Source organism: Shinella agrisoli, from assembly GCF_046557955.1.
Taxonomy (GTDB): domain Bacteria; phylum Pseudomonadota; class Alphaproteobacteria; order Rhizobiales; family Rhizobiaceae; genus Shinella.
This window is the reverse complement of sequence record NZ_JBJIEP010000031.1, coordinates 1-18,467: the sequence shown is the minus strand read 5'-3', so window position 1 is coordinate 18,467 and position 18,467 is coordinate 1. Positions and strand designations below refer to the sequence as shown.

The 18,467-nt window shown below is 67.0% G+C and carries 15 protein-coding genes and 1 riboswitch; of the genes, 12 read left to right on the top strand and 3 right to left on the bottom strand.

Annotation, left to right across the window (positions count from 1 at the left end):
• The first annotated feature begins 156 nt into the window (after window positions 1-156).
• The 3 genes from ACIIOY_RS23955 to ACIIOY_RS23945 all read left to right on the top strand — a co-directional run bounded on the left by ACIIOY_RS23955 (window position 157) and on the right by ACIIOY_RS23945 (window position 5,278).
• Window positions 157-897, top strand: coding sequence for a helix-turn-helix transcriptional regulator (locus ACIIOY_RS23955; protein ID WP_411037190.1), 741 nt, complete (start codon window positions 157-159; stop codon window positions 895-897).
• A 160-nt stretch (window positions 898-1,057) separates the two neighbouring features.
• Window positions 1,058-4,516 (top strand): pyruvate carboxylase, encoded by a 3,459-nt coding sequence (pyc, locus tag ACIIOY_RS23950; protein WP_411037189.1) that lies wholly within the window; start codon window positions 1,058-1,060, stop codon window positions 4,514-4,516.
• Window positions 4,517-4,726: 210 nt separating this feature from the next.
• Window positions 4,727-5,278: a GNAT family N-acetyltransferase gene (locus ACIIOY_RS23945; RefSeq protein WP_411037188.1), complete on the top strand. Its 552-nt coding sequence runs from the start codon at window positions 4,727-4,729 to the stop codon at window positions 5,276-5,278.
• An 89-nt stretch (window positions 5,279-5,367) separates the two neighbouring features.
• Here the strand turns inward: ACIIOY_RS23945 and ACIIOY_RS23940 are convergent, their stop codons facing one another.
• The 3 genes from ACIIOY_RS23940 to acnA all read right to left on the bottom strand — a co-directional run bounded on the left by ACIIOY_RS23940 (window position 5,368) and on the right by acnA (window position 9,736).
• A complete protein-coding gene (locus ACIIOY_RS23940; RefSeq protein ID WP_411037187.1) occupies window positions 5,368-5,742 on the bottom strand; it encodes a DUF2794 domain-containing protein in 375 nt (124 codons plus the stop codon).
• Window positions 5,743-6,128: 386 nt separating this feature from the next.
• Complete coding sequence (locus tag ACIIOY_RS23935; RefSeq protein WP_411037186.1) at window positions 6,129-6,884, bottom strand: DUF1223 domain-containing protein; 756 nt, start codon at window positions 6,882-6,884, stop codon at window positions 6,129-6,131.
• A 158-nt stretch (window positions 6,885-7,042) separates the two neighbouring features.
• Entirely contained in the window at window positions 7,043-9,736 is a 2,694-nt protein-coding gene (gene acnA / locus ACIIOY_RS23930) for an aconitate hydratase AcnA (protein WP_411037185.1), read from the bottom strand.
• 267 nt (window positions 9,737-10,003) lie between these two features.
• Here acnA and ccmA point away from each other — a divergent pair, with 267 nt between their 5' ends.
• The 9 genes from ccmA to ACIIOY_RS23885 all read left to right on the top strand — a co-directional run bounded on the left by ccmA (window position 10,004) and on the right by ACIIOY_RS23885 (window position 18,352).
• A complete protein-coding gene (gene ccmA, locus ACIIOY_RS23925; protein WP_411037184.1) occupies window positions 10,004-10,645 on the top strand; it encodes a heme ABC exporter ATP-binding protein CcmA in 642 nt (213 codons plus the stop codon).
• Between the two features lie 166 nt (window positions 10,646-10,811).
• On the top strand, window positions 10,812-11,471 hold the full coding sequence (gene ccmB, locus ACIIOY_RS23920; protein WP_411037183.1) for a heme exporter protein CcmB: 660 nt from the start codon (window positions 10,812-10,814) through the stop codon (window positions 11,469-11,471).
• A gap of 93 nt (window positions 11,472-11,564) precedes the next feature.
• Window positions 11,565-12,335, top strand: a complete 771-nt coding sequence (locus ACIIOY_RS23915) for a heme ABC transporter permease (RefSeq protein WP_411037182.1) — start codon at window positions 11,565-11,567, stop codon at window positions 12,333-12,335.
• Entirely contained in the window at window positions 12,332-12,499 is a 168-nt protein-coding gene (gene ccmD / locus ACIIOY_RS23910) for a heme exporter protein CcmD (protein WP_411037181.1), read from the top strand. Before ACIIOY_RS23915 ends, ccmD begins: the two co-directional genes overlap by 4 nt.
• Complete coding sequence (locus tag ACIIOY_RS23905) at window positions 12,496-13,110, top strand: DsbE family thiol:disulfide interchange protein (protein WP_411037180.1); 615 nt, start codon at window positions 12,496-12,498, stop codon at window positions 13,108-13,110. Before ccmD ends, ACIIOY_RS23905 begins: the two co-directional genes overlap by 4 nt.
• Window positions 13,111-13,182: 72 nt before the next feature.
• Window positions 13,183-13,293, top strand: a riboswitch (TPP riboswitch).
• A 37-nt stretch (window positions 13,294-13,330) separates the two neighbouring features.
• Window positions 13,331-14,338: a thiamine ABC transporter substrate binding subunit gene (thiB, locus tag ACIIOY_RS23900; RefSeq protein WP_411037179.1), complete on the top strand. Its 1,008-nt coding sequence runs from the start codon at window positions 13,331-13,333 to the stop codon at window positions 14,336-14,338.
• Between the two features lie 13 nt (window positions 14,339-14,351).
• Window positions 14,352-15,971 carry a thiamine/thiamine pyrophosphate ABC transporter permease gene (thiP, locus tag ACIIOY_RS23895; protein ID WP_411037178.1) on the top strand — a complete coding sequence of 540 codons (1,620 nt, stop codon included), beginning with the start codon at window positions 14,352-14,354 and terminating at the stop codon, window positions 15,969-15,971.
• On the top strand, window positions 15,964-16,683 hold the full coding sequence (gene thiQ, locus ACIIOY_RS23890; RefSeq protein WP_411037177.1) for a thiamine ABC transporter ATP-binding protein: 720 nt from the start codon (window positions 15,964-15,966) through the stop codon (window positions 16,681-16,683). Before thiP ends, thiQ begins: the two co-directional genes overlap by 8 nt.
• A 163-nt stretch (window positions 16,684-16,846) precedes the next feature.
• A complete protein-coding gene (locus tag ACIIOY_RS23885; RefSeq protein ID WP_411037176.1) occupies window positions 16,847-18,352 on the top strand; it encodes a M48 family metalloprotease in 1,506 nt (501 codons plus the stop codon).
• Window positions 18,353-18,467 lie beyond the last annotated feature (115 nt).

Below are 18,467 nucleotides of genomic sequence, written 5' to 3'. Positions count from 1 at the left end.
GCGTTTTGCGCGCCGCCACGGCTCCCGACCGGATTGATTTCCAACCTGCGATCCTGACAATTGTAGGTGGGGCAACATGAACGGGACATGACTGGCCCGCTTTGGGATCAGGACTGTTTTCGGGTATCGGTTTCGGGACGCGTCCGCGCGGGGCATATGAAGATCAGTTTGCTGGTGCAGTTCCTCGCGCTGATGGACGAGGTTCGCGGCCGGGAAGAGGCTATCGCCGAGTTCGAGCGCCTGCTGGCGCTCTACGGCTTCGAGTATTACTGGCTCATCCGGGCGCCGAGGCCGGTGGAAAGCGCGTCGAGCCTGCTTCTTGCCGGCCGCTGGCCGAAGGGCTGGCCGGAAACCTACCTGCGCAAGCGCTACATGCAGATCGATCCGGTCGTGCGTTACCTCGGCCATGGCGAGGAGGGTTTCCGCTGGCGCGATACGCTCGGCGTCTTCCGCGCAAGCCCGCACCGCAAGCGCATGGAGCGCATGATGGTGGATGCGCGCCAGAACGGGCTGGAGGACGGCTACATGTTCCCGGTCCACGGCCGGCGCGGCCTTGTCGGCAGCCTCAGCCTCGGCGGCAGGCCGATCGATCTGCAAGGCGTCGAGATGAGCCTTTTCGGCGGCATCGCCCGGCGGCTCTACTGGAAGCTCGTCCATGCGGCCGATCCGGAGGCCGCCGCGCGGCTTTCCGCCGTCGTGGACGTCGAGCTGACGCGCCGCGAAATGGAGGCGCTCAGCCTGCTTGCCGAAGGCATGACCTCGCATGAGATCGGCCGCGTTCTCGGCATCTCCAGCCATACGGTCGACTGGTACATGAACGGCATCCAGGACAAGCTCGAGGCCCGCAACCGGCACCATGCCGTCGCCATCGCCTTTCGCCTCGGCCTCGTGTCCTAGCCGCGTTTCATGCCTGCCGCAAAGCCGTTGCGCGATCGGCTGAAACGGCGCAAATCTTTCCTTCGACGACGACTCCAAAATTGAACTTTGAAAATTACCCGCTAATAATTCTCTTCGCGGGTGCAGCATTTCCCGTTTCCAAGTCAATGAGGAGTCCGACTTGCCCATTTCCAAGATTCTTGTAGCCAACCGTTCAGAAATCGCCATCCGCGTGTTCCGCGCGGCCAACGAATTGGGGCTCAAAACGGTTGCGATATGGGCGGAGGAGGACAAGCTGGCGCTGCACCGCTTCAAGGCGGACGAGAGCTACCAGGTCGGCCGCGGGCCGCATCTTGCCCGCGATCTCGGGCCGATCGAGAGCTATCTTTCCATCGAGGAGGTGATCCGCGTCGCCAAGCTTTCCGGCGCCGATGCCATCCATCCCGGCTACGGCCTCCTGTCGGAGAGCCCGGAATTCGTCGATGCGTGCGATGCCGCCGGCATCACCTTCATCGGCCCGCGCCCGGCCACCATGCGCCAGCTCGGCAACAAGGTCGCCGCGCGCAACCTCGCCGTTTCCGTCGGCGTGCCGGTCGTGCCGGCCACCGATCCGCTGCCGGACGACGAGAAGGAAATCCACCGCCTTGCCGCCGAGATCGGCTATCCCGTCATGCTGAAAGCCTCCTGGGGCGGCGGCGGGCGGGGCATGCGCGCCATCCGCGACCCGAAGGACCTGATCCGTGAGGTGACGGAGGCCAAGCGCGAGGCCAAGGCCGCCTTCGGCAAGGATGAGGTCTATCTCGAAAAGCTCGTCGAGCGCGCCCGCCACGTCGAAAGCCAGATCCTCGGCGATACCCACGGCAATGTCGTGCACCTCTTCGAGCGCGACTGCTCCATCCAGCGCCGTAACCAGAAGGTCGTCGAGCGCGCGCCCGCGCCCTACCTCACCGAGGCGCAGCGCCAGGAGCTTGCCGACTATTCGCTGAAGATCGCCCGGGCGACCAACTATATCGGCGCCGGCACGGTCGAGTACCTGATGGATGCCGACACGGGGAAGTTCTACTTCATCGAGGTCAACCCGCGCATCCAGGTCGAGCACACCGTCACGGAGGTCGTGACCGGCATCGACATCGTCAAGGCGCAGATCCACATCCTCGACGGCCATGCCATCGGCACGCCGGAATCGGGCGTTCCGCGGCAGGAGGACATCCGCCTCAACGGCCACGCCCTCCAGTGCCGCATCACCACCGAGGACCCGGAACAGAACTTCATCCCGGACTACGGCCGCATCACCGGCTACCGCTCGGCCTCCGGCTTCGGCATCCGGCTCGACGGCGGCACGGCCTATCCGGGCGCCGTCATCACCCGTTATTACGATCCGCTGCTGGTCAAGGTCACGGCTTGGGCGCCGAACCCGCTGGAGGCGATCAACCGCATGGACCGGGCGCTGCGCGAGTTCCGCATCCGGGGCGTCGCCACGAACCTCACCTTCCTGGAAGCGATCATCGGCCACGAGAAGTTCCGCGACAACAGCTACACGACCCGCTTCATCGATACGACGCCGGAGCTTTTCCAGCAGGTCAAGCGCCAGGACCGCGCGACGAAGCTGCTCACCTACCTCGCCGACGTCACCGTCAACGGCCACCCGGAAGCCAAGGGCCGCCCGAAGCCGCCGGCGGACGTGGCAAAGCCCGCCGTGCCCTTCATCGAAGGCGAGATCCCGGCCGGCACCAAGCAGAAGCTCGACGAACTCGGCCCGAAGAAATTCGCCGAATGGCTGCGCGGCGAAAGCCGTGTCCTTCTCACCGACACGACCATGCGCGACGGCCATCAGTCGCTGCTGGCGACCCGCATGCGCACCTACGACATCGCGCGTGTCGCCGGCACCTATGCCCGGGCGCTTCCGCAGCTCTTCTCGCTCGAATGTTGGGGCGGCGCGACCTTCGACGTCTCCATGCGGTTCCTGACGGAAGACCCGTGGGAGCGCCTCGCCCGCATCCGCGAGGACGCGCCGAACCTCCTCCTCCAGATGCTGCTGCGCGGGGCGAACGGCGTCGGCTACAAGAACTACCCCGACAATGTCGTGAAATACTTCGTGCGCCAGGCGGCCAGGGGCGGCATCGACGTCTTCCGCGTCTTCGACTGCCTCAACTGGGTCGACAACATGCGCGTCTCGATGGACGCGGTGGCGGAAGAGGGCCGCATCTGCGAGGCGGCGATCTGCTATACGGGCGATATCCTCAATTCCGCCCGCCCGAAATACGACCTCAAGTACTACACCGCCCTTGCCGGCGAGCTGGAAAAGGCCGGCGCGCACATGATCGCGCTGAAGGACATGGCGGGCCTGCTGAAACCCGCCGCCGCCCGCGTGCTCTTCAAGGCGCTGCGCGAGGCCACCGACCTGCCGATCCACTTCCACACCCACGACACGTCGGGCATCGCCGCCGCGACGGTACTCGCCGCCGTCGATGCCGGCGTCGACGTGGTGGATGCGGCGATGGACGCGCTCTCCGGCAACACCTCGCAGCCCTGCCTCGGCTCGATCGTCGAGGCGCTGAAGGGCTCGGAGCGCGATCCCGGCCTCGATCCGGAATGGATCCGCCGCATCTCCTTCTACTGGGAGGCCGTGCGCTTCCAGTACGCCGCCTTCGAAAGCGACCTCAAGGGGCCGGCCTCGGAGGTCTACCTGCACGAGATGCCGGGCGGCCAGTTCACCAACCTCAAGGAACAGGCCCGCTCGCTCGGCCTGGAGACCAAGTGGCACAAGGTCGCCCAGGCCTATGCCGACGCCAACCGGATGTTCGGCGACATCGTCAAGGTGACGCCCTCCTCCAAGGTGGTGGGCGACATGGCGCTGATGATGGTGTCGCAGGACCTCACCGTCGCGGATGTCGAGAACCCGGCCAAGGACATCGCCTTCCCGGAATCGGTCGTCTCGATGCTGAAGGGCGACCTCGGCCAGCCCCCGGGCGGCTGGCCGGCGGGCCTGCAGAAGAAGGCGCTGAAGGGCGAGGAGCCCTATACCGCCGTGCCGGGCTCGCTGCTGCCGCCGGCCGATCTCGATGCGGAGCGCAAGGCCGTCGAGGACAAGCTGGAGCGCAAGGTCGACGATTTCGAGTTCGCCTCCTACCTCATGTATCCCAAGGTCTTCACCGACTATGCGCTGGCCGTCGACACCTACGGCCCCGTCAGCGTATTGCCGACGCCCGCCTATTTCTACGGCCTCGCGCCGGGCGAGGAGCTTCAGCCGGAACTGGAAAAGGGCGTCTCCCTCGTCATCCTGCACCAGGCGCAAAGCGAGCCGGACGAGCAGGGCATGGTCAAGGTGTTCTTCGAGCTCAACGGCCAGCCGCGCCTCATCAAGGTGCCGGACCGCAACCGCGCCGCCACCTCGGCCGTCCGCCGCAAGGCCGACAGCGGCAACGCCGCCCATCTCGGCGCGCCGATGCCCGGCGTCATCTCGACGGTCTCGGTCTCGGCGGGCCAGGAGGTCAAGGCCGGCGACGTGCTGCTCTCCATCGAGGCGATGAAGATGGAAACCGCCCTGCATGCCGAAAAGGACGGCACCATCTCGGAAGTCCTCGTCAAGGCCGGCGACCAGATCGACGCCAAGGACCTCCTCATCGTCTACGGCGCCTGACGGTATGGAAGAAGGGGGATGGGCTCGTCCCGATCCCCCTCACGCTGCGGGTCAGGCGCCGCAAACCTCTCCTCCGTCGTGCCCGCCACGGACGGGACGGGTCTTCAAAAAACACGCGGGATGGCGTCGGCGCCATCCCTTTTCATGCTTGCTTTCCATCGGCGGCGGACGCAAAACGCGGCGGAATTTCCAACGAAACGCAGGCTTTCCATGAGCTTCGTCATCCGCACCGCCGCCCTCGGCGATATCGCCGCCTTCACCGAGATCTACCGCGAATCCGTGCTGAACGGGGTGGCGAGCTACGAGATCGACCCGCCCTCGCTCGACGAGATGGAATCGCGGTTCAAGGCGATCACCGGCAAGGGCTATCCCTATATCGTCGCGGTGGAGCAGACCGGCCTCATCCTCGGCTATGCCTATGCGTCGGCCTTCCGCACCCGTCCGGCCTATCGCTGGCTGGTCGAGGACTCGGTCTATCTCGCGCCCGAAGCGCGCGGCAAGGGCGTCGGCAAGGCGCTCCTGGCGGAGCTGATCCGCCGCTGCACGGACCTCGGTTTCCGGCAGATGGTGGCGGTCATCGGCGGGGCGCACCCGGCCTCCATCGCCGTGCACGCCGCCGCCGGCTTCACGCACAGCGGCCGCCTGACCGCGACCGGCTTCAAGCACGGCCGCTGGCTCGACACGGTCTTCATGCAGCGCGCCCTCGGCGAAGGCGCGCAGACGGAACCGTCGGCGACGGAGTATCCGGGGACGATGGGTTAGGTCTCTCCTCCGTCATGGCCGGCCCTCGGGTCAAGCCCGAGGATGACCCCCATTGAAAGTGAAAGCAGCCGGCCGGGAAGGGCTTCTCCTCACGTCTCGACGAGGCGGAGAACCTTGTCGAACACCTTCAGCACCTGGTTCAGCTCGTGGCCGCGCTTGAGGATCGTGCCGTGCTGGTTGACGACGCTGTAGGCGCCCTGCTTGGCGGCGAGCCTGGGGTTCTTCTCGATGCGGTAGAGCGGCATTTCGCCGGAACGCTTGAAGATGGAGAAGACCGCCTTGTCGCGCATATGGTCAATGGCGTAGTCGCGCCACTCGCCCTCGCCGACCATGCGGCCATAGACCCAGAGGATCGCGTCGAGCTCGCGCCGATGGAAGGTCACCGGTAGCGGATCCTTGCTGCTGCGGTATTCCCTGAGGTCGACCACGACATTGGACGCCTGCAAATCCGGCTGATCGGTCATCGAATCTCCGCACCTCGTCTGTGACGGCACGGTGACAGTGTGCCTGAGCGGCACCGAAAAGCAAGGCGGATGGGCCGAGTCCCGTGTTTTTGCAAAAATCCGTCTCGCCGCATTTCAGACAAACAGACGCCCAATTTTAAGGAGAGAGTCCGCCCGTCGCAGCGCGTACCGGCCTGCTGCCTTGTGCGGGAAGCCGGACCGATACGCCAGGCGTCTGTCGAAGTTGCCTTGTATTCCGTTGCCGGCAGCTTCGTCCCGGTCCGGTCCGTCTTTCTTCGAACCCTCAAGCCCCAGCCCCTCGAAGAAGCCGGACCGGACCTCCCCGAAGCGCCCGAGCCCTTCGGGTTTCCTGCACATGCCTCAGAACCGCCGCGCGCCCATCGGGGTCATCGCGAAGCCTTGCCGCCCGCCAGCACCGTCGCGCCCAGTATCGCGCCGGGCGTATCGGCGGTCTTCATGCGCTGGAGAAGCACTGCGCAGCCGCCGGATTTCTTTTTCTTCTTCAGCATGTCGGCCGGCAGGATCAGGTTGGTCTCCTTGCCCTCCCACATGCCGATCGTCTCCATGTCGGTCACGGCATGCCAGTAGTTCACCGTCTTGCCGCGGTTCTCGCCCTTGTCGATGTCGATCGTGCGTTCCCGCTCGAAATAGGCGATGACGATATTGGCCTTGCCCTCGCCGGGCCCGACGCGGATGCGCAACTCGTCGTTCTGCACCGTGACATCGACGGGCACCCGCAGCCCCTTGCCCTCGCCCGGCATGGAGGCGATGCGGGCGCGGATGCCGGAAAGGTCGGCGCCGTTGATGTGCTCGCGGCCGTTCAGCACGGCCTGGGGCGTGTAGACGCCGTTGCGGCCGAACATGCGCGCATAGGCATATTGCCGGTCGGTGTTGTCCTTGGAGGCGAGCGTATCCGTCCAGCCGAGATAGTTCCAGTAGTCGACGTGGTAGGAGAGGGCGACCACCTTGCCCTCGCGCGCCAGCGTCTCCAGCGCCTTGTCGGCGGGCGGACAGGAAGAACAGCCCTGGCTGGTGAAAAGCTCGACGACGCCCTTCGGCCCGGCCGCTTCCTGCGCGTGAACGGTGCCGGCTCCGAGCGTCAGCAGGATCGCCAGACATTCCGGTATGTACGGTCTCGGCATGGTCATTTCCAATGGAGCGCCGGAAGGGCCGGCTTTCGGGCCCGTCATACGCGCTTGCCGCTTCAACAGGAAGTCACGATGGAGTGAGATTTTTGCCCCTGCAAACGAAAAATGCCGGGGCATAAAGCCCCGGCATCGCGTTTTCAGGCCGAAACCGGTCAGGCGGCAAGGTCGCGCAGGACGGTCTGCAGGATGCCGCCGTTGTTCATGTAGGTCACCTCGTCGAGCGTGTCGATGCGGCAGAGGAGCGGGACCTCCTTCACCGTGCCGTCGGAATAGGTGATCTTCGCGATCTTCTTCTCGCGCGGCTTGATGTCGCCTTCGAGGCCCTCGATCGTCACCAGCTCGTCGCCCTTGAGGTCGAGGCTCGCCCAGGTCGTGCCCTCCTCGAAGACGAAGGGCACGACGCCCATGCCGACGAGGTTGGAGCGGTGGATGCGCTCGAAGGACTGCGCGATCACGGCCTTGACGCCGAGCAGGTTCGTGCCCTTGGCCGCCCAGTCGCGCGAGGAGCCGTTGCCGTATTCGACGCCGGCGAAGATGACGAGCGGGACGCCCTCCTCCTTGTACTTCATGGCCGCGTCGTAGATCGACATCTCCTCCTTGGAAGGATAGTGGATCGTGTAGCCGCCTTCCTTGCCGTTCGGGCCGAGCATGTGGTTGCGGATGCGGATGTTGGCGAAGGTGCCGCGCATCATGACTTCATGGTTGCCGCGGCGCGTGCCGTACTGGTTGAAGTCCGCAACGCCGACGCCGTGGCCGAGGAGATAGGCACCGGCGGGCGAGGCCGCCTTGATCGAGCCGGCCGGGGAGATATGGTCGGTCGTGATCTTGTCGCCGAAGAGGCCGAGGACGCGCGCACCCCTGATGTCGGAAATGCCCGAGCCGGTCTTGCCCATGCCGACGAAGTAGGGCGGGTTCTGCACGTAGGTCGACTGGTCGTCCCAGGCATAGGTCTGGCCCGCCGGCACCTGCACGGCCTGCCAGTTCTCGTCGCCCTTGAAGACGTCGGCGTATTTCGTGGCGTAGAGCTCGCGCGTGACGTACTTCATGATGAACTCCTGGATTTCCCTGGAGGAGGGCCAGATGTCCTTGAGGTAGACCGGGTTGCCGTCCTTGTCGTCGCCGATCGGCTCGCTGGTAAGGTCCTTCTGCACCGTGCCGGCAAGCGCATAGGCGACGACGAGCGGCGGGGAGGCGAGGTAGTTCGCCTGCACGTCCGGCGAGATGCGGCCCTCGAAGTTGCGGTTGCCGGAGAGCACGCCGGCCGCGATCAGGCCCTTGTCGTTGATCGTCTTGGAGATCGGCGCCGGCAGCGGGCCGGAATTGCCGATGCAGGTCGTGCAGCCGAAGCCGACGAGGTTGAAGCCGAGCTTGTCGAGGTCGGCCTGGAGGCCCGACTTGGCGAGGTATTCGCCGACGACCTGGGATCCCGGCGCCAGCGACGTCTTCACCCACGGCTTCGTCTTCAGGCCTTTGGCGACCGCGTTGCGGGCAAGAAGGCCGGCAGCGATGAGGACCGACGGGTTGGAGGTGTTGGTGCAGGAGGTGATGGCGGCGATGGCGACGTCGCCGTGGCCGAGATCGTAGTCCGTGCCCTCGACCGGATAGCGGTTCGCAAGCTGGCCCGGCTTCTTGTAGTCGGTCTCCATCGCGGCGGCGAAGCCCGATGCGATGTTCTCCAGCGCGATGCGGCCCTCGGGGCGCTTCGGGCCGGCCATGGAGGGCACGACGTCGCCGAGGTCGAGCTCCAGCGTGTCGGTGAAGACGAGGTCGGAGCCGTCGCCGTCACGCCACATGCCCTGCGCCTTGGAATAGGCTTCGACGAGGGCGATGCGCTGCTCTTCGCGGCCGGACATGGTGAGGTAGTTGACGGTCTCGGCGTCGACCGGGAAGAAGCCGCAGGTCGCGCCGTATTCCGGGCCCATGTTGCCGATCGTCGCGCGGTCGGCGAGCGTCATGTTGTCGAGGCCGGGGCCGAAGAACTCGACGAACTTGGAGACGACGCCCTTCTTGCGCAGCATCTGCACGACGGTGAGCACGAGGTCGGTCGCCGTGACGCCTTCCTTCAGTTTGCCCGTCAGCTTGAAGCCGATGACTTCCGGCAGGAGCATGGAGACCGGCTGGCCGAGCATGGCCGCTTCCGCCTCGATGCCGCCCACGCCCCAGCCGAGGACGCCGAGGCCGTTGATCATGGTCGTGTGGCTGTCCGTGCCGACACAGGTGTCCGGGTAGGCGATGATCTCGCCGTCTTCTTCCTTGGTCCAGACCGTCTGGCCCAGATACTCCAGATTGACCTGATGACAGATACCGGTGCCCGGGGGAACCACGCGGAAATTCTTGAACGCCTGCTGGCCCCATTTCAGGAAGCGGTAGCGCTCGCCGTTGCGCTGGTATTCCAGCTCGACGTTGCGGGCAAACGCGGTCGGCGTGCCGAATTCGTCGACGATGACGGAGTGGTCGATGACGAGGTCGACGGGAACGAGCGGATTGATCTTCTCCGGGTCGCCGCCGAGCGAGACCATCGCGTCGCGCATGGCCGCAAGGTCCACGACGGCGGGAACGCCGGTGAAGTCCTGCATCAGCACGCGCGCCGGGCGATAGGCGATCTCGTTCTCGACCGTGCCCTTGTTCGTCAGCCATTCGGCGACGGAAAGGATGTGTTCCTTCGTGACGGAGCGGCCGTCCTCGAAGCGCAGGAGGTTCTCCAGAAGCACCTTCATCGAATAGGGCAGCTTCGAGACGCCGGGAAGGCCATTCGCCTCAGCCTTGGGCAGGCTGTAATACACATAGTCGGTGCCATTGACCGTCAGGGTCGAACGACAATTGAAACTGTCTAGGGATCTGGACACTTTATACCCCGTCTCGTCTGGTCGCCAGAAAGCTGACGTACGAACGCCCGTGCGCGTTTAGCGCGGATGGGATGCGGGTGCGGCCATTTCCGCTGTCCGTACGCGGAAATCATTCCCGTGTTCGGCGCTTGGATGAAATTCACGCCGACCGCTGGCGTGTTGCGGGCGTTATAGATAATTTCTAAAAAAGGTTCCAGAGCGCCGATAGGCAAATCGGGACAATTTTTTTGCGTTGCGACCAAGGTCGTAAAGGGAAAGTGAAGCATCATGCGGCTCGTCGCCGAGGGGTTGGGCGCCAAGCGCGGCGAGGACCTGATTTTCCAGGATATTTCCTTTGAAATCACGGCCGGCGAGGCGCTCGTCGTCAAGGGGCCGAACGGCTCCGGCAAGTCGACCCTGCTCAGGGTCCTTTCGGGCCTCCTGCCGGCCTGGTCGGGCACGGTAAAGCTTCTTGCTGCAGCGCACCCGGTCGAGCGTCCCGGCGAGGCCGCGCACTATCTCGGCCACCGCAATGCGATGAAGCGGGAGCTTACGGTCGAGGAGAATCTCGCCTTCTGGAAATCCTTCTTCGGCGACTTTCCCGGCGGGGCGGGCGTCCCGGTCGCCGAGGCGGTCGAGGCGGTCGGGCTCGGCGGCATCGCGCACCTGCCCTTCGGCTACCTCTCCGCCGGCCAGCAGCGCCGCATGGCCATGGCCAAGCTCCTCGTTTCCTGGCGGCCGGTCTGGATCCTCGACGAGCCGACCGCCGCGCTCGACGCCGCCGCCGAGACGATGTTCGCCGGCCTCGTCACCGCCCATCTTCGCCGCGGCGGCATCGCGCTTGCCGCGACGCACCAGCCGCTCGGGCTGGAGGGGGTGAAGGAACTCAGGATGAAGGGCTTTGCCGGGATTATGGAGGATGTGTGGTGATGGTCATGCGCTTCGCTACCCCCCTCTGCCCTGCCGGGCATCTCCCCCTGCACCGTCTGCTTTGGGTGGGACCCAACCACGATTCGATCTCCCCCCTTGAGGAGGAGATGCCCGGCAGGGCAGAGGGGGGTGGTGCCCCTGCGCACGCCTTCGCCACGGTGTCCGCATGATCGCCCTCCTCGCCCGCGACCTGAAACTTTCCGTGCGCGCCGGCGGCGGCGCGCTGATCGGCGTCCTGTTCTTCATGACGGTCGTCGCCGTCATTCCCTTCGGCGTCGGCCCTGACCTCAACCTGCTCTCGCGCATCGGCCCGGCGATCCTCTGGATCGGCGCGCTGCTGGCCTCCCTCCTCGGCCTCGACCGGCTGTTCCAGGCCGAGCGCGAGGACGGCTCGCTCGATCTTCTCCTGATGCAGGAGGCGCCGCTGGTGCTGACGGTCCTCGTCAAGTGCCTCGCGCACTGGATCGCGACCGGCCTGCCGCTCGTCCTCGCCTCGCCGCTGCTCGGCCTCTTCATGAACATGGACGAGACGGCGATCCTCGCCACGACGCTGACGCTGCTGGCCGGCACGCCGGCGATCACCTTCATCGGCGCGGCGGGCGCGGCGGTCGCCGTGGCGCTGCCGCGCGGCGGCCTGCTGGTCTCGATCCTCGTGCTGCCGCTCGCCATTCCCGTCCTGATCTTCGGGGTGAGCGCGGTCTATGCGGCGATCCAGGATCCGGCGCCTTTCCTGCCGCCTTTCCTCATTCTCGTCGCGCTCAACCTGTTCTTTGCGGTCATCGGGCCGGTCGCGGCGGCGGCGGCGCTCCGCCTTTCGAGCGACTGACGGCGAAAATTGACAGGAAAGTGATTGCGGCAGATCAATTGAAGACGGGGGCCTTACGCGTTAAAGAACCATCCGACACGTTGAAGAGCCACCATGAGCGAACCGAGCCTTGCCATCCGCAAATTCAGCGACCTCGCCAACCCCACGCGGTTCCTGGCGCTGGTCGCCGCCGTCTGGCCCTGGCTTGCCGGGCTGACGCTCTGTCTGTTCGCGGCCGGGCTCTACCTCTCCTTCACGACGCTGGGCGACTACCAGCAGGGCGAGACGGTGCGCATCATGTACGTGCATGTGCCGGCTGCCTGGCTCTCCATGATGTGCTATTCGGTCATGGCGGTTTCCGCGCTCGGCACGCTCGTCTGGCGCCACCCGCTCGCCGACGTCTCGGCCAAGGCGGCCGCCCCCATCGGCGCCTGCTTCACGCTCGTCGCCCTCATCACCGGCTCGCTCTGGGGCAAGCCCATGTGGGGCACCTGGTGGGTGTGGGATGCGCGGCTGACCTCGGTCTTCGTGCTGTTCCTGATGTATCTCGGCCTGATCGCGCTCAATCGCGCGATGGACGACCCGACCCGCGCGGCCAAGGTCAGCGCCGTCCTCATCCTCATCGGCTTCGTCAACATCCCGATCATCAAGTTCTCGGTCGAATGGTGGAACACGCTGCACCAGCCGGCAAGCGTCATCCGCATGGACGGCCCGACGATCGACCCGGAATTCCTGTGGCCGCTCATCGTCATGGCGATCGCCTTCACCATGCTGTTCTTCACGCTGCATATCCTCGCCATGCGCAACGAGATACTGCGCCGCCGCATCGCCGTGCTGCGCCGCCATGCGGCCCGGTCCGCCGGGCGCGAGGGAGGCGCCGCATGAGCCACGCCTTCTACGTCATGGCGTCCTACGCCGCCGCCTTCGCCGTCGCGATCGGCCTCGTGCTCTGGGTCTTCATCGACCACCGCGGCCGCCGGCGCGAGCTGGAGCGGCTGGAGGCGGCCGGCATCCGCCGCCGGTCCGCACGCGGCGGGGACGGCCGATGAGCGGGAGCGAGGAGGCCGCCGAAGGCGCCGGCAGGCGCACGCGCGTCATCCTTGCCGCCCTGCCGCTGGCAATCTTCCTCGGCCTCGCGCTGATCTTCTGGACGCAGCTCAACTCCGGCCGCGACATCTCCGAGATCCCCTCGGCCCTCATCGGCACCAAGGCGCCCTGGCGCGACCTCGAGCCGCTCGCCGGCGCCACGAAGGACGGCGCGCCGGTGCCGGCGCTGACGGCCGGAACGGCCGGGGGCAAGCTGACGCTCGTCAATTTCTGGGCATCCTGGTGCGTGCCCTGCCGCCAGGAGCACCCGATCATCCTGGCGCTGTCGAAGGACCCGCGCCTCACCGTCGTCGGCGTCAACTACAAGGACGGCAGCGAGAACGCCCTGCGCTTCCTCGGCGAGCTCGGCAATCCCTTCTCGGCCATCGGCCTCGATCCCGTCGGCAAGATGGCGATCGACTGGGGCGTCTACGGCATCCCGGAAACCTACCTGGTCGGCCCGGACGGCACGATCCTCTACAAGAAGGTCGGCCCCTTCGACGACAGGAGCCTGAAGGAAGGGCTCTATCCGGCCATCGAGAAGGCCCTCGGCGCGCCTGCTGCGGCCGGCTGATCATACATTCCCCCTCTGGCCGTTTCCCATCGCCGCCTCTTGCGCGCGGCGGCGCCCGGGATTATGCCTTTTTCCGCTCTAACGGGGTGCCCGCGGGTTCCGACCCGCCGGCTGAGAGGCGTCCGCCAACCCGAAGAACCTGATCCGGCTCGTACCGGCGGAGGGATTAGACGGCTCATTCCAGCGCCTATTCCCGTTGTGACCAGACAAGGAGGCGCTGATGCGCACGGCATTTTTCTCTTCCATCGCGGCGCTCGCCGTTTCCCTCGCCCTTCCCGCCTTCGCGCAGGAAAAGACGCTGACCGTCTATACCTACGAGAGCTTCGTCGCCGAATGGGGACCGGGGCCGAAGGTCAAGGAAGCCTTCGAAAAGACCTGCGGCTGCACGGTCGAATGGGTCGGCGTCGCCGACGGGGTGGAGCTCCTGACCCGCCTCAAGCTGGAAGGCGAGGGCACGAAGGCCGACCTCGTTCTCGGCCTCGACACCAACCTCATCACGGAAGCCAAGGCGACCGGCCTCTTCGAGCCCCACGGCCTCAAGCCGGAAGGCCTCGCCGTGCCGGGCGATTTCTCCGACGACACGTTCCTGCCCTACGACTACGGCCACTTCGCCGTCGTCTACGACAGCGAGAGCGTGAAGACGCCGCCGACGAGCCTCAGGGAGCTGGTCGAGGGCGATCCGGCGCAGAAGATCGTCATCCAGGATCCGCGCACCTCCACGCCCGGCCTCGGCCTCCTGCTCTGGGTGAAGTCCGTCTACGGCGACGAGTCCGCCGAGGCCTGGGGCAAGCTCAAGGACCGCGTGCTGACCGTCACGCCCGGCTGGTCGGAAGCCTACGGCCTCTTCACCAAGGGCGAGGCGCCGATGGTGCTGTCCTACACCACCTCGCCGGCCTACCACGTGATCGCGGAGAACACCGAGCGCTACAAGGCGGCGGCCTTCTCCGAGGGGCACTACATCCAGATCGAGGTCGCCGGCCTGACGCGCACCTCCGACGACAAGGACCTCGCCCGCCGGTTCCTCGCCTTCATGACGGGGCCGGATTTCCAGTCGATCATCCCCGAGACCAACTGGATGATGCCGGCGGCGAAGACCCGCGAGCCGCTGCCGGCCGCCTTCGAGGCGCTGGTCAAGCCGGAAAAGACGTTCCTCATGTCGCCGGACGAGATCGCCGCGAACCGCAAGGCCTGGATCGACGAATGGCTCGGGGTGATGAGCGCCAAGTGACGGGATAGGCGCGATGTTCGCCCGCGCCGAACGACGCACGCTCAATGCCGGCGGGGCCCTTGCCCTCGGCGGCGTGCTCCTCTTCGTCGGCGCGGCGACGGCGGTGCTGCTCGCCCATGCGGGCGGCGGCGCCGCGCCGCTCCTCGATGCCTATATCGCGCGTGTCGCGCGGTTCACGCTGGTGCAGGCGGCGCTCTCGACGCTGCTCTCCGTCGCGCTCGCCATCCCCGTCGCCCGCGCGCTCTGCCGGCAGCGGACCTTTCCGGGGCGCGTCTGGATCCTCCGGCTCTCCGTCGTGCCGCTCGGCCTGCCGGCGCTGGTCGCCGCGCTCGGCGTCATCGAGATCTGGGGGCGGCAGGGCGTCGTCAACGACCTCCTGCGCCTTGCCGGATTGCAGAACCCGGTCAGCGTCTACGGGCTCGCCGGCATCCTCATCGCCCATGTCTTCTTCAACATGCCGCTCGCCGCGCGCTTCCTTCTCGCCGCGCTCGACCGCATCCCGCCGGAATACTGGCTGTCGTCGGCCAACCTCGGCATGGGCAACGGCGCCGTCTTCCGGCTCATCGAGTGGCCGGTCATGCGCCGCGTGCTGCCCGGCATCGCCGGCCTCGTCTTCATGCTGTGCGCGACGAGCTTCACCATCGTGCTCACGCTCGGCGGCGGGCCGGCGGCGACAACCATCGAGGTGGCGATCTACCAGGCGCTGCGCTTCGATTTCGACCCGGAGCGCGCCGTGCTGCTCGCCTTCCTGCAGATCGCCGTGACGGCGGCGCTGCTCTGGCTGGTCTCGCTATTCGGCCGGCCGCCGGAGGAGGGCATAACGGTCGGCCGCGCCGTCCGCCGCTTCGACGGGCGCAGGCGCCGCCTTGCCGACGGGCTCGTCATCCTCGCCTTCACGCTCTTCACCGCCGCCCCGCTCGCCGCCACCCTCGTGTCCGGGCTCGCCGCCGATTTCGGGCGGCTGGCGCTCGATCCGCTGCTGCACCGGGCGCTTGCCACCAGCCTTGCGATCTCGCTCGCCTCGGCGAGCCTCAGCCTCCTCGTCGCCCTGCCGATCGTGCTGGTGCCGCGGCTTGCCGAAAGCGGCGATGCGGGCGCCGCGACGCGGCTGATGGGCCGCGCCCTGCCGGCGGTCGGCTCGCTGATCCTGCTGGTGCCGCCGGTGGTCGTGGCGACGGGCTGGTTCCTGATGCTGCGGACCTTCGGCGAGACGGGGCGCTTCGCACCCGCCGTCATCACCGTCATCAACGCGCTGATGGCGCTGCCCTTCGTCGTGCGGGTGCTGGAGCCCGCCTACCGCACCCACCTTTCCCGCACCGCGCGCCTCGCGCTCAGCCTCGGCGTCACCGGCAGGAGGCGCCTGCAATGGATCGACTGGCCGGCGCTGAAAAAACCCTTCCTCACCGCCTTCGCCTTCGCCATGGCGCTGTCGCTGGGCGATCTCGGCGCCGTCGCCATCTTCGGCGCGGAGGGCTTCGTCACCCTGCCGTGGCTGCTCTTCTCCCGCATGGCGAGCTACCGCACGGCGGACGCGGCGGGCATCGCGCTGATCCTCGGCGTGTTATGCCTTCTCCTGACGCTGCCCTCGACCGCCACCGACCGCACGACCGAAAGACCCGGCCCCGATGCCTGATCCCGCCATCCGCCTCACCGACGTCACCGTGCGCTTTGCGGAAAAGCGCCTCGCCTTCGACTGCGCCGTTCCCGCCGGGGCGGCGGTCGCCGTCGCAGGCCCCTCCGGTGCGGGCAAGTCGACGCTCTTCAACGTCATTGCCGGCTTCGAGAAGCCGGCGACCGGCCGCGTCGCGCTGCTCGGCGAGGACATGGCCGGCCGCGACCCGGCGGAGCGGCCGGTCTCGATCGTCTTCCAGGACAACAACCTCTTCGCCCACCTTTCCATCGCCGAGAATGTCGGCCTCGGCATCGATCCCGGCCTGAAGCTCGATGCGCCGGCGCGCCAGAGGGTGTTCGCCGCGCTCTCGCGCGTCGGCCTCGGCGGCTACGAGCGGCGCATGCCGGGCTCGCTCTCCGGCGGGGAGCGGCAGCGGGTGGCGCTCGCCCGCGCGCTGGTCCGCCGCCGGCCGATCCTGCTCCTCGACGAGCCCTTCGCCGCGCTCGATCCGGCCATGCGGGCGGAGATGGCGGGCCTGCTTGCGGAGCTCAGGGCCGAGACGAGAAGCACCATGCTCTTCATCACCCACCAGCCGGAGGACATCCGCCGCCTTGCCGAGCGGGTGATCTTCCTCGACGCCGGCGCGATCCTCCTCGACGAGCCGGCGCGCGATTTCCTCTCGCGCCGGGAACCACCGGCCGTTGCAAAATTCCTCGGCCATTCCGCGATTTAGCGAAAGACGCGGCGATGTGGCCGGACGCCACGCCACAATTTGGACGCCCCCCTGTGTCACCGGAGCCACAAGGGAAGCGTTTGTCGAATCGGGAGTTGCCGGCCGGGTGCGGCGCGTCTATCTCATCCGTTCGAAGACCCGGTCAGGGGCGTGGGCAAGAGACATGGCGAAAGCGACGCAGGAAGCTGCAAAGGTATCCGGACGCGGGGTCGCAAGACCCGTCGCGGCCCTGCTGCTTGCCGGCACGCTGCTTGCCGGCTGCCAGTCGCTCATCGAGCAGACCTACGAGCCGACGATCTCGCCGTCCTCCAATCCGCAGATCGTCGAAGAGGTGCAGAAGAACGATCCGCGTGCCCAGATGGGCGCGCGCGAGCACCCGCGCATCGTGGCGAGCTACGGCGGCGAATACAAGGACGCCAAGACCGAGCGCCTCGTCGCCCGCATCACCGGCGCGCTGACGGCGGTTTCGGAGAACCCGAGCCAGTCCTACCGCATCACCATCCTCAATTCGCCGGCCATCAACGCCTTCGCGCTGCCGGGCGGCTACCTCTACGTCACGCGCGGCCTCCTGGCGCTCGCCAACGACGCCTCGGAGGTCGCCGCCGTGCTGTCGCACGAAATGGCGCACGTCACCGCCAACCACGGCATCGAGCGGCAGAAGAAGGAGGAGGCGGAGGTCATCGCCAGCCGCGTCGTGGCCGAGGTGCTGTCCAGCAACATCGCCGGCAAGCAGGCGCTCGCCCGCGGCAAGCTGCGCCTTGCCGCCTTCTCGCGCAACCAGGAGCTCCAGGCCGACGTGATCGGCGTGCGCATGCTGGGCGAGGCGGGCTACGACCCTTACGCCGCCGCGCGCTTCCTCGATTCCATGGCCGCCTATGCCCGCTTCACTGCGGTCGATCCGGATGCCGACCAGAGCCTCGACTTCCTGTCGAGCCATCCGAACGCGCCGCAGCGCGTGGAGCTGGCGCGCCTGCACGCCCGCGCCTTCGGTGCGGAAGGCACGATCGGCGACCGCGGCCGCGACTACTATCTCGCCGGCATCGACGGCCTGCTCTACGGCGATGCGCCGGAAGAGGGCTATGTGCGCGGCCAGACCTTCCTGCACGGCAAGCTCGGCATCCGCTTCGACGTGCCGGCTGGCTTCCAGATCGACAACAAGGCCGACGCGGTGCTGGCGACCGGCCCCGGCGATGTGGCGATCCGTTTCGACGGCGTCGCCGACAGCCGCGGCCAGGACCTCGTCAACTACATTTCGAGCGGCTGGGTGACGGGCCTCAGGCCGGAGACCATCCGGCCGGTCACGATCAACGGCTTGCCGGGCGCCACCGCCAAGGCCGCCGCGGACCGCTGGGAATTCGATGTCACCGTCGTGCGCATCGACAACCAGATCTACCGCTTCCTGACGGCGGTGCCGGCGGGCTCCAAGGCGCTGGAGCCGACGGCGGCGACCCTCAGGGGCTCGTTCCGCAAGCTGACGCCGCCGGAGGTCGCCTCGCTGAAGCCGCTGCGCGTGCGCGTCGTCACCGCGCGCCCCGGCGATACCGTCGCCTCGCTCGCCGGCCGCATGATGGGCACCGACCGCAAGCTCGATCTCTTCCGCCTGATCAACGCCATGACGGCCGCCAGCACCGTTCGCCCGGGCGAAAAGTTCAAGATCATCAGCGAGTAGCGGTGGGGCAGGCTCCCCGTTCGCGGCGTGCCGTGCGGGTGGATCCTCGGGTCAAGCAACCGTGGAGTTATGGTTTGAAGGCTGGGTCTGTTCTTGCGATGGCGTTTAGGATCGT